At 71.2% G+C, this 11,415-nt stretch carries 11 protein-coding genes; 7 read left to right on the top strand and 4 right to left on the bottom strand.

Annotated elements, in window-relative coordinates; translation table 11 throughout:
- Positions 1 to 25 precede the first annotated feature (25 nt).
- From BKA22_RS09355 to BKA22_RS09340, 4 genes are all read left to right on the top strand, one after another.
- Positions 26 to 1,243 carry an anaerobic sulfatase maturase gene (locus tag BKA22_RS09355; RefSeq protein ID WP_146953144.1) on the top strand — a complete coding sequence of 406 codons (1,218 nt, stop codon included), beginning with the start codon at positions 26 to 28 and terminating at the stop codon, positions 1,241 to 1,243.
- Complete coding sequence (locus tag BKA22_RS09350; protein WP_146953145.1) at positions 1,236 to 4,139, top strand: arylsulfatase; 2,904 nt, start codon at positions 1,236 to 1,238, stop codon at positions 4,137 to 4,139. Before BKA22_RS09355 ends, BKA22_RS09350 begins: the two co-directional genes overlap by 8 nt.
- A 73-nt stretch (positions 4,140 to 4,212) precedes the next feature.
- Positions 4,213 to 4,677, top strand: coding sequence for a DUF6325 family protein (locus tag BKA22_RS09345; RefSeq protein ID WP_146953146.1), 465 nt, complete (start codon positions 4,213 to 4,215; stop codon positions 4,675 to 4,677).
- 1 nt (position 4,678) lies between these two features.
- Entirely contained in the window at positions 4,679 to 4,843 is a 165-nt protein-coding gene (locus tag BKA22_RS09340) for a hypothetical protein (RefSeq protein WP_179561723.1), read from the top strand.
- A 72-nt stretch (positions 4,844 to 4,915) separates the two neighbouring features.
- Here the strand turns inward: BKA22_RS09340 and BKA22_RS09335 are convergent, their stop codons facing one another.
- Positions 4,916 to 5,677 (bottom strand): hypothetical protein, encoded by a 762-nt coding sequence (locus BKA22_RS09335; protein ID WP_218866609.1) that lies wholly within the window; start codon positions 5,675 to 5,677, stop codon positions 4,916 to 4,918.
- 169 nt (positions 5,678 to 5,846) lie between these two features.
- On the opposite strand from BKA22_RS09335, the gene BKA22_RS09330 reads away from it, so the two are divergent.
- From BKA22_RS09330 to BKA22_RS09320, 3 genes are all read left to right on the top strand, one after another.
- The gene (locus BKA22_RS09330; protein ID WP_146953148.1) at positions 5,847 to 6,263 is read left to right on the top strand and encodes a hypothetical protein; all 417 of its coding nucleotides are present in this window, start codon (positions 5,847 to 5,849) and stop codon (positions 6,261 to 6,263) included.
- A gap of 213 nt (positions 6,264 to 6,476) precedes the next feature.
- Positions 6,477 to 6,812, top strand: coding sequence for a helix-turn-helix transcriptional regulator (locus BKA22_RS09325; RefSeq protein WP_146953149.1), 336 nt, complete (start codon positions 6,477 to 6,479; stop codon positions 6,810 to 6,812).
- A complete protein-coding gene (locus BKA22_RS09320) occupies positions 6,802 to 8,091 on the top strand; it encodes a type II toxin-antitoxin system HipA family toxin (RefSeq protein ID WP_146953150.1) in 1,290 nt (429 codons plus the stop codon). Before BKA22_RS09325 ends, BKA22_RS09320 begins: the two co-directional genes overlap by 11 nt.
- Before the next feature lie 59 nt (positions 8,092 to 8,150).
- Here BKA22_RS09320 and BKA22_RS09315 read toward each other — a convergent pair whose 3' ends face one another.
- From BKA22_RS09315 to BKA22_RS09305, 3 genes are all read right to left on the bottom strand, one after another.
- Entirely contained in the window at positions 8,151 to 8,618 is a 468-nt protein-coding gene (locus BKA22_RS09315) for a hypothetical protein (protein WP_146953151.1), read from the bottom strand.
- Positions 8,619 to 9,007: 389 nt separating this feature from the next.
- Positions 9,008 to 9,985 carry an HNH endonuclease signature motif containing protein gene (locus BKA22_RS09310; RefSeq protein ID WP_179561722.1) on the bottom strand — a complete coding sequence of 326 codons (978 nt, stop codon included), beginning with the start codon at positions 9,983 to 9,985 and terminating at the stop codon, positions 9,008 to 9,010.
- A gap of 148 nt (positions 9,986 to 10,133) precedes the next feature.
- Positions 10,134 to 11,357 (bottom strand): BaiN/RdsA family NAD(P)/FAD-dependent oxidoreductase, encoded by a 1,224-nt coding sequence (locus BKA22_RS09305; protein WP_146953153.1) that lies wholly within the window; start codon positions 11,355 to 11,357, stop codon positions 10,134 to 10,136.
- Positions 11,358 to 11,415: the final 58 nt, after the last annotated feature.

Below are 11,415 nucleotides of genomic sequence, written 5' to 3'. Positions count from 1 at the left end.
CGGGAGCACGGACGAGGGAGGCCTGATGCTGACTGCCGACCCGGCACGAGCCGTGCCGCGCGCCTTCCACGTGATGACCAAGCCCGTCGGTGCGATCTGCAACCTCGACTGCGAGTACTGCTTCTACCTGGCGAAGGAGCAGCTGTACGCCGGTAGCTCGTTCCGGATGAACGACGAGGTGCTCGAGCGCTACGTGAGCGGGCTGCTCGAGGCCCATCGCGGTGCCGACGAGGTCGTCGTGGCGTTCCAGGGCGGTGAGCCCACGCTCATGGGCCTCGAGTTCTTCGAGCGGGTCCTGGAGCTGGAGCGCGCGTACGCGATGCCCGGCCAGCAGGTGCTCAACACGCTGCAGACGAACGCGACGCTGCTCGACGACCGCTGGGGCGGCTTCCTCGCCCGCGAGGGCTTCCTCGTGGGGGCCTCGATCGACGGCCCACGCGCCATGCACGACGCGTTCCGCACCGACAAGGGCGGCAAGCCGACGTTCGACCGGGTGGTGCGCGGGATCGACGTGCTGCGCCGGCACGAGGTCGACTGGAACGCGCTGACGACCGTGAACGCGGCGAACGCCGGCCACGGCACCGAGGTGTACCGGTTCCTGCGCGACGAGCTCGGCGCCACGTTCGTGCAGCTGATCCCGATCGTCGAACGGGAGGGTGCCGGTGTCAGCCGGCGCACGGTGACGGGCGACGCCTACGGGCAGTTCCTCGTCGAGGTGTTCGAGGAGTGGGTGCGCCACGACGTCGGGACGGTCTTCGTGCAGTCGTTCGACACGGCCCTGGCGCACTGGCTCGGCATGCCGGAGGCGGGCCTGTGCGTGCAGGCCGAGACGTGCGGACGCTCGGTCGCGCTCGAGCACAACGGGGACGTCTACTCGTGCGACCACTTCGTCTCGCCGGAGCACCTGATCGGCAACCTGGCCGACGGCCGCACGCTGCTGCAGATCGTCGACAGCCCGCGCCAGGTCGCGTTCGGCCAGGCGAAGCGCGACACGCTGCCGACGCGGTGCCGCGAGTGCGAGGTGCTCTTCGCCTGCAACGGCGGGTGCCCCAAGGACCGGTTCGTCCCCGCGGGTGACGGTGAGCCGCCCGTGAACTACCTCTGCGAGGGCTACCTCGCCTTCTTCCGGCACGTCGACGGACCCATGCGCGCGATGGCTGACCTCGTGCGTCAGGGCCGCTACGCCGACGACGTCATGGACTCGTACACCGCCGGACCCGACACAGGAGCAGGTCATGAGTGAGACGAAGATGCTGATGGTCGCGGGGTACCAGGACGTGGACCTCGCCGAGCGGGAGTTCCGGTCGCTGGCCGACAAGGTCGCCGCCCGGGACCTGCACAGTCACGGGATGATCCTGGTCGGCAAGGACGCCGACGGCAGCCCGCGCCTGCTGGACACCGGCAACCACCTGGGCCGCCGCGGTGCGGGCTGGGGTGGTGGCGTGGGGGTGCTCGTCGGCCTGTTCGCCCCGGCGATGCTCGCCTCGGTGGCCGTGGGCGCCGCGGCCGGCGCGGTGGTCGGTCGGTTCGCGGGCCACCGGCTGACCGGTGCGATCCAGGATCAGGTCGGGGCGGCACTCAAGGACGGCACCGCCGTGGTGATCGGCGTGTTCCCCGCCGACGAGCGGCTCGCGGTCTCGCAGGCCCTGGCCGGTGCACCGCTACGGTCCGTCGTCGAGTCGGACGAGGGCGGCATCGACGAGCTCAAGGACGCCCTCGCCGAGGCCATGGGGAAGTTCACCCCGGACCGCACGGTCCTGCCCGTGCCGGACAAGCCGTTCGGCGGGGTGGCCGGGCACACCATCGACGACTCGGTCGGCGACTGGACGCTCGTGGCACCGGTGAAGGCACCGGACGACGCGCCGAACGTGCTGATCGTGCTCATCGACGACGCCGGGTTCGGCGGGCCGGACACGTTCGGCGGCCAGATCCGCACCCCGAACCTGACCCGCGTGCAGCAGCAGGGCGTCACCTACAACCGGTTCCACGTCACCGCCGTGTGCTCCCCGACGCGTGCCGCGCTGCTCACCGGACGCAACCACCACCGGGTCGGCATGGGCGGGATCGCCGAGTTCCCCGGACCCTTCCCCGGCTACACCGGCACCCGCCCGAAGGCGTGCACGGCGCTGCCGCGGATCCTCAAGGAGAACGGGTACGTCACCGGCGGCTTCGGCAAGTGGCACATGACCCCCGGTCGGGAGATGGGCGCCGCCGGGTCCTTCGACCACTGGCCCACGGGCTGGGGGTTCGACCACTGGTGGGGGTTCCTCACCGGTGCGGCCGGGCAGTACGACCCGATCATCACGCAGGACAACTCCACCCTGGGTGTCCCCGAGGGGACCGACGGCGCGCTGTACTACTTCCCGGACGACATCACCGACAAGGCCGTCGAGTGGCTGCACGCCGTGCGCGCGCAGGACGCCGAGAAGCCGTGGTTCGTGTACTACTCCACGGGCGCCACGCATGCGCCGCACCACGTGGCGAAGGCCTGGGCGGACCGGTACGCCGGGCAGTTCGACGAGGGCTGGGACGTCTACCGGGAGAAGACGCTCGAGCGGCAGAAGCGGCTCGGTGTCGTCCCGCAGGACGCCGAGCTGACCGCGCGCCCCGAGGCCTACCCGGCGTGGGAGAGCCTCTCGGACGCCGAGAAGCGGCTGTACGCGCGGCAGATGGAGGTGTTCGCCGGGTTCTCGGAGAACGCCGACTGGAACGTGGGCCGGCTGCTGGACGCCGTCGAGGAGATGGGCGAGCTGGACAACACCCTGGTCATCTACATCTGGGGCGACAACGGCGCCTCGATGGAGGGCACGGTCACCGGGTCGTTCAACGAGACGACGTTCTTCAACGGACTCGTCCTCGACGCCGAGGAGCAGACGGAGCTCATCGACAAGTACGGCGGCATCGCGGAGCTGGGCGGCTTCCACACCGCACCGCACTTCTCCGCGGCCTGGGCGCACGCGAACAACACGCCGTTCCAGTGGGGCAAGCAGATGGCCTCGCACCTGGGCGGCACCCGTGACCCGATGGTGATCGCCTGGCCGAGGCGGATCGCCGGCGGCGGGGCCCTGCGCACGCAGTTCACGCACTGCATCGACGTGGTGCCCACGATCCTGGAGGTCGTGGGGCTGCCGACGCCGACGGTGGTCGACGGGATCGGGCAGGAGCCGCTGGACGGCACCAGCTTCGCGTACACGTTCGACGCACCGGACGCCGACGAGCAGCACACCGTGCAGTACTTCGAGATGTACGGCAGCCGGGCGATCTACAAGGACGGCTGGTGGGCCTGCACCAAGCTCGACAAGATGCCCTGGGACTTCTCGGCGGCGACCCTGTCGCGGTTCGGTCCGGGCAGCGGCTGGGACCCCGACGCGGACGTGTGGGAGCTGTACTTCCTGCCCGACGACTTCTCGCAGGCGCACGACCTGGCGGCCGACCGTCCGGAGAAGGTCGCCGAGCTGGTCGAGCTGTTCTGGGCGGAGGCCGAACGTCACCGCGTGCTGCCGCTGCTCGGTGGGTTCGCGGTGTTCTTCGGGATGCTGCCGCCGATGCCGACGCGGACCCGGTACACCTTCGCCGGTGACGTGCAGAACGTGCAGACCACGATGATCCCGCGCATCTACGGCCGGTCGTACGCCATCGAGGCGGCCGTGCACGTGCCGGAGAGCGGCGCCCAGGGGGTGCTCGTGGCGTTCGCGGACTTCATCGGGGGCTTCGCCCTGTGGATCGACGAGAACGGGCTGCTCAACCACACCTACCAGTTCCTCGGGGTGGAGACCTACCGGCAGACCTCCACGGTGCCCGTCCCCACGGGCGACGTCACGCTGACCATGCGCTTCGACGCCGACAAGGCGGTCCCGGGCACCGGCGGGCACGTGACCCTGTGGGCCGACGACCAGCAGATCGGCGAGGGCGACCTCCCGCGCACCGTCGGTCTGCTGTTCAGCACCTACGCGGGCCTGGACATCGGCCGGGACAACGGCGGCGTGGTCGACCTCGACTACGAGGACCGGGCGCCGTACGCGTTCACCGGCACCGTGCGCCAGGTGGTGTTCGACCTCGCACCGGGTGCGCACGACGCCGAGCTCGACCTGCACGAGGCGACCGCCCAAGCGGCGCTCGCCCACGGGGCCGCCGGCTGACCCCGGTGCACGCCCCCGCACGACCTCGCACGACCTCGCACGACCCCGCACGACCCACGGAGAGGAGCACGACATGAACGACGACCGCGAGCCCACGCTCGACGAGCTGGGCCCCGTCGACTACCTGATGCTGGAGTTCCCGGCAGGTCAGCAGAACTTCACCGGTGAGGTCGTCGACGAGCTCGCCCGTCTGTCCGAGGCCGGCACGATCCGCGTGCTCGACCTGCTGGTGCTCCAGAAGAACGCCGACGGCTCCGTGGACGCGGTGGAGATCGACGACCTCGAGGACGAGGCGGAGATCCGCGTGTTCGAGACGCAGATCGCCGAGCTGCTCGCCGCCGAGGACGTCGACATGCTCGCCGCGGCCATGGAGCCCGACTCGGTGGCCGGCGTGCTGGTCTACGAGAACCTGTGGGCAGCGCCGTTCGGTGCCGCCGCACGACGCGCCGGCGGTCAGCTCATCGCCGCCGGGCGCATCCCGATCCAGGCGATCGCCGCATCCATCGAGGCCGAGCTGGCCTCCGAGGAAGGGAACTGACATGCCACTGCGCGCAGCACGCGTCGCCCGCCGAGGCGTCATCGGCGCACCCGTCGCCCGCACGGCCGCTGTCGTCGGCACCGCGGCCGTCGTCTCGCACGGCGTCAACCGCCGCAGCGACCGCCGCGAGGACCGCCGCGACCGGCGTGGCGACCGCCGCGACTGACGTACGGACCGTCCCGCCTCACGAGCCGCCCGTCCCGGGACCACCGGGGCGGGCGCACCCGTCCCCGCGTGATCAGTGCGGCGGTGGCGGCGGGTCGAGGGCTGTCCACGGGTTGCAGCCGGACTCCCCCGGCTGCAGCTGGACGGGTGAGACGTGCACGTAGGACACGCCGGCCGCACCCCGGACGAGCATGACGCAGTCGTCCGGCCCGCCCGTCGCCACCCCCACGCTGGTGCCGTCGACCTCGACCTGCACCTCCGCGAGCGGGCGCCCGTCCTCCGGCTCCTCGAGCAACGCGGTGATCTGCTGCGCGATCGCATCCGCGTCGGCGTCGTCCGCCGGCAGCGCCTCCAGCACCTGCCTGATGGCCTCCTCCGCGTTCGGGGCCGCCGCGGGTTCGCCCGAAGGCGGGGGTGCGACCTCCGTGAGGTCGGCCGGGCACTCCACGGACGTGAGGCCGTCGTCCGTGCCGAACTCACCCACCTTGCCCCACGGGTCGAACTCGACCTCGACGCAGCGCGGGACGGGGTCAGGATCGGGGTCCGCATCCAGGTCCGTGCCCGTGTACGGCGGCGCCGCCACCCACACCACGAACGTGAGCGTCCCGATGGACGAGTCGGACGGAGACTCCGCAGGGTCGATGCCGATCAGCCGCGGGCCCTGCAGCCCGACGGCGGCGCGAGCGACGTCGTTCACGTCGGTCGTGTGGGCGCTCATCGCGGTCTTCTGCAGGAAGTCCACGAGCTCCGTCCGCGCCTCCACGGCTCCGTCGGCATCACCCGCGCCCGCACCCGCGGCACAGCCGGCGAGCGTCAGGAGCAAGGACGAGGTCATCGCCGCGACGACCCGGCGCACCCTGGTACTTCCGTGATCCCCCATGCTCGGCGAGAGTAACGGCGACACCTCACGCACATGGGCGTCTCGACGCCGCCGCCCACACGCACTCGCAGGTCGTGGCCTCGAACCCCCACCGGCAGCACGGTGCGCGTGGCACCCTTCCCCCATGACCCGCTCGGCCGGCACAGCCCTGCTGCTCCTGCTCGCGACGACCCTGGCAGCCTGCTCCGAACCGCAGCACGTCACGGTTCCACCCACGGACGCCGACCCGACCGAGGTCGTCCAGGCCTACGTCGCGGCGATCAACGCCCGCGATCGCGACGCCCTGGCCACCCTGAGCGAGGACGGCGCGATCCCCGAGACCTGGCTCGGCACCCGGATCGACCTGGTCGAGATCGACGAACCGTACGCCGACACAGGTGCGGGGACCCGCCACGACGGCGAGGACGTCATCGGCGTCCCGGTCCAGGTCGTCGTCCACGGCTCCGACGGCTCGTTGCCCGAGGGCGAGCAGATCGGCTGGGGCTACCTCCTGGTGCAGCAGGACGGACGCTGGGTCGTCTTCGACCAGGGCGTCGGCTGAACGGGCGGTGCGCGGACGCGACGCACGTCGGGCGAGGCGCCCTTCTTGCTCTGCTCCAGTTCTTCTGGGCTGTGCGCAGCACATCGGCTCTGACCTGCCTGACGGCCCGACCGTCCCGCCTCACGAGCCGGCGAGGTCTTGTCAGGCCTGACATCACGAGCGATCATAGACCGATATTTACAGACGTAAATCGCGTTCTATAGGAGGTCACTTGTGCCGAGGCGGACTCACACGTACCTGCCGGCCACGCTCGACGCAGCGCGCGCACTCGGCACCCAAATCGCGATCGCCCGCCGAGAGCTCGGGTGGACCGCCGCCGAGCTGGCCGGGCGGATCGGGGTGACACCGACCCTCGTCGCCCGCCTCGAGAAGGGCGCTCCGGGCACCGCCCTCGGCACCGCGCTCGAAGCGGCAGTCGTGTGCGGGGTCCCACTCTTCGGCGTGGACACCGCAGAGCTGCCCGGGGTCGCCGACCGGACCAGGGCGACGCTCGCGCTCCTCCCCCAGCGGGTACGCCAGCCGAAGGCAGAGATCAGCGATGATTTCTGAGCAGCCCGGCACCCGCGCGTACGTGTGGGTGTGGCTGCCCGGAGCCACGTCGCCCGTCGTCGCCGGTGTGCTGCAGGCCACGGGCACGGCCCTGGCCGGCGAGCCCGTGCTCGCGTTCCGGTACGCCGCCAGCTACCGCGCCCGCCCGGACGCGATCTCCCTCTACCCGCCCGAGCTGCCACTGGGCTCCGAGGTGCTCGACCCGACCCGGGTGGCCCACCGTGACCCGCTGGCGCTCGCGGGGTGCCTGCGAGACGCCGCACCGGACGCGTGGGGCCGCCGTGTCATCAACCTCGAGGTCGGCCACGACCCGGACGTCCATCTGTCCGAGGTCACCTACCTGCTCCGCTCAGGCAGCGACCGCATCGGCGCACTGGACTTCCAGGAGTCACCGACGCAGTACGTGCCGCGCGAGCAGCGCGCGTCCCTGGACCAGCTCATGGAGGGGGCCGCACTCGTCGAGCGCGGTGAGCACCTGCCCCCCGCCCTGGCTGCCGTCGGGCACGGCACGAGCATCGGTGGCGCACGCCCGAAGGCGCTGCTGCACGACGGTGACCGACACCTGATCGCCAAGTTCTCCTCGAGCACCGACGACCGGCCCGTGGTCAAGGCGGAAGGTGCGGCGATGCTGCTCGCCGCACGGGCGGGCGCCGACGTCGCACCGGTGTCCGTCGTACACGCCGGCGGCAAGGACGTGCTGCTCGTCGAACGGTTCGACCGGCAGGCGCTGGCCGGACCCGACGGGCAGGCGGGCATCGCCCGGAGGCAGATGCTGTCGATGCTGACCGTGCTGGGCCTGTCGGAGTCAAGCGCCCGCTACGGCTCTTACGCGCTCATGGCGCAGCAGGTCCGCACCGGACCATGGGCCGACGTGCCCGGCACGCTCCGTGAGCTGTTCACACGATTGGTGATCAACGTGCTCGTCGGCAACACCGACGATCACCTGCGCAACCACGCGGCCTTCTGGGACGGGACGCGCCTGTCGCTCACACCGGCCTACGACATCGCCCCGCAGCGCCGCTCGACGAACACGGCCACGCAGGCGATCGGCATCACCGCCGACGGCCGACGCGCCAGCCAGCTGCGGCTGTGCCGGGAGGTCGCCGGCGAGTTCCTGCTGACGGACGCGCAGGCCATCGACAACATCGGCCGCGTCCGTGCGGCGGTCGTCGACGGCTGGGACGACGTGTGCGACCAGGTGGGGCTGACCCGCGCCGAACGGGCCACGCTCTGGGGGCGGGAGTTCGCGCACCCGTACGTCGACTACGCCGAGGCGTAGGCGGGGGCCCCACACACCCGCGTCTGCCCGGTGGTCGGAACGGGCGTCCTCGTCCGAACTCACCGCGCCGCATCGTCACGACCCGAAGCGCTCCTCATCCCCGCGCTTGGCTCGGGCGGGGTGAGCCACCGATCGATCTCGTCCTCGGACAGGTCACGCAACGGCCGGAGAACCAGAAGCCGGGGTCTGCCGCTCGCGGCGACGATCAGGAGGAGGACCCCGAGGGCCGCGACGAAGACGAACGCGACGAGACCGACGAGCAGCACGGGGCCGGTTGCACCGACCGGCGCAGCCGGGTCGGCCACGACGACCCCCGCGAGCGCGATGACTGTCATCGGGCCCATCATGAAGTTCAGGGTCACAGCCATCCGCGCGAACCTGGTCGGCGACATCGGCGACGACAGGACGAGAATCCGGTAGAACCTGGCCCATGCGGCGCGGTGGCGTTCCGGATTGATGAGGGCGCGAGTCCAGTAGGCGCACATCCACACCATGAGCAGCGTGGTGACGCCGGCCAGAACCCGCATGCCGTCCCCCTCGCCTTGTGCGCCTCCATCGTGACGACTAGGCATCGGCCCGCTGCAGTGCGACCTTGACCCGATCAGCCGGTCGACCCCCGCGAGTCGATCCACGCCAGCATCCCCCGCGACCACCCCGGTGCTGAACGAGGCCTGCAGCAGGTAGCCGCCGGCACCCTGCGGTTCGTGGTCCCAACCCTCGCCGGACCCGCCCAACTGGTTCCGCTCGCGTCACTCGCCTCACGCGGGACCAGCGTGATCGCCCTCCGCACCGCCGCACAGCGCGGACGCCTCAAGGCCCAACGGGGCGACGACGGACAGTGGCGGTCGACCCGCGCATGGGTCACGGAGTACCAGCGCTCGCGCTACGAGCGAAAGCCGAGGTAGCCCCCGCGTCGTCACGACCCGACACGGTGCTCGTCCCAGTGCTTGGCCAACCACTCGACCTGCTGATCACGCAGCCGCAGGCTCAGCGGCTCACCGTCGAGGCGGGCGTACTGCGGATACACCGCCAGGCTCGGCGCGACGTCGACACGGAGTCGGTTCGGTTCCACCGCGAGGAGCCCATCGTCGAACAACCGATGGATGTCGCGGCGGAGCATCACGCCGCCGTGCTCGACGTGAGTACCGAGTCGTGCGTAGCTGTACAGGTGACCGGCCTCAAGCACGCGAGGGGGTGCATCCCCCGTGAAGGCGCACACGCTCCCTTGCGTCGCGAGGATGTGCTCACGGAACTGCTGTTGGCCACGCCGGACCCGGACGAGGGCGTGATCGAAGCCTTGGGAGAACTCCACGCGCCCGCCCGTGGCGGACCCCCAACTGAGATCGACACGCGCCTCGACCCGATGCACGGCGCGATCGGCACCTTTCGCTACGAACGCCGCGCGCACGGCATCCCAGTCGAGCGAACGGATGGAGTTGAACTCGCCAGCGTTGACCGCGAGACCACGGACCTCACGGCCGGTCAGGATTCCGTCCAGCGCCGTCCACGCCGCGTCGTAGCGAGCGGTGTAGTGCGTCACCTCGACAACCTCGGATCGAGGGATCGAGAACTCTTCGTGGCACTTCATGCACCGGAACTGAGGTAGCACCGTCTTGCGTGAGGAAATCCGAGTCGTGCCGCAATGTGGGCAGCGGTTCAGTGTCTTGGTGCCGAGTGACGTCACGATCTGCTCGATGACCGACACCCCGAGCAAACGTTCCTTGTCCCAGATGGCGACCGAGTCACCGACACGCGGGTTCTTGTGGTTCGGAACCTTGCTGTCCCACGTGTAGTGCGAATCGACCTGGTCGTCGTAACCGGCGTTACCGCCGTGGCCGCGGTCGTCGCCAGCAGCCATCAGCAGCCAGGCGCGCATCGGCTGACCAGTCACCATGAACGTCAGCTTGGCACGCCGTGCGGACACCGGGGCTGAGACGCGCATGCAGGTCAGGGCCGCTGACTCCCGGTAGGTGAGGCACTCTCAGACGAGACCGTCTTGCGCGCCCTTACGCTCCCGATATTCGGAGCCAAACACTACCGTTCTACGTATCTGGCCCCAGCCACGCCAGCATCCCCCGCGCCGCCACCACCCCCGTGCTGAACGAGGCCTGCAGCAGGTAGCCGCCCGTGGGCGCCTCCCAGTCGAGCATCTCGCCGGCGACGAACGTGCCGGGCAGGGTGCGGAGCATGAGGTGCTCGTCGACCTGCGACCAGGTGACGCCGCCGGCCGTGGAGATCGCGCGGTCGATCGGCATGGTCCCGGTGATCGTGACGGGCACGGCCTTGACGAGGGCGGCGGTTGCGGCAGGGTCGTCGGGTAGGGCGCCGGCGGTCGCCTCCCACATCAGGGCGACGGAGGCGTGGTCCAGGCCGAGGGTGCGGCGCAGCCAGCTCGTGCGGGAGTCCTTGGGGCGACGGGTGCGGAGGCGGTCCGTGAGCTGGTCGGCGGTGAGGTCGGGGCGCAGATCGACCAGCAGGGTGCACCGGCCGTCGGCGTCGAGGGCGTCACGGACGGGGACGCCGAGGGCGTAGACGGGGCCACCCTCGATGCCGGTCCGGGTGAGCATCGCGTCGCCGCGCGACGGGGGGCCGTCGTGGCCGCGGACGGTCAGGGCGACGTGCTTGAGCGGGGTGCCCGGGAAGCGGTCGACGAACGTGTCGGTCCAGTCGACGCGCAGGCCGACGTTGGCCGGGCGCAGCGGGGCGACCTCGATCCCCCGCTCCGTGAACGGGCCGACCCAGCCGCCGTCCGCGCCGAGCCGTGGCCAGGACGCGCCGCCGAGCGCGAAGAGCACGGCGTCGTGCGCGACCTCGCTGGTCACGTCGTCGGGGCCGGTGACGCGCAGCGATCCGTCGTCCGTCCAGCCGGTCCAGCGGTGCCGGCGTCGGACGTCGACGCCGAGCTCGGTCAGACGGGTCAGCCACGCGCGGACCAGCGGCGTCGCGCGGAACGACTGCGGGAACACCCGCCCGCTCGACCCGACGAACGTGGGCTCCCCCAGGCCCGCGCACCACGCGCGCAGGTCGTCGGGGCCGAACACGTCGAGCATGGGAGCGAGCCGGTCGGCCGAGCGGCCGTACCGGGGCAGCATGCGGGCACGGTCCTCGGAGTGCGTGATGTTGAGCCCGCCGTGGCCCGCGAGCAGGAACTTGCGGCTCGGTGACGGCATCCGCTCGTAGACCGTGACGCTCACGCCCGCGCGGGCCAGCACCTCAGCGGCGATCAGGCCCGCCGGGCCGCCGCCGATCACGCCCGCCGTGCTCACCGGGCGAACCTAGCCCACCGGCACGTGCGGAGGCGCGGGGCACGAGCGCGGAGCGATC

The sequence above is a fragment of the Cellulomonas soli genome (genome assembly GCF_013409305.1).
In the GTDB taxonomy this organism is placed as follows: Bacteria; Actinomycetota; Actinomycetes; order Actinomycetales; family Cellulomonadaceae; genus Cellulomonas; species Cellulomonas soli.
Note: the sequence above shows the minus strand (reverse complement) of the source record. Positions and strands in the feature narration are given on the sequence as shown.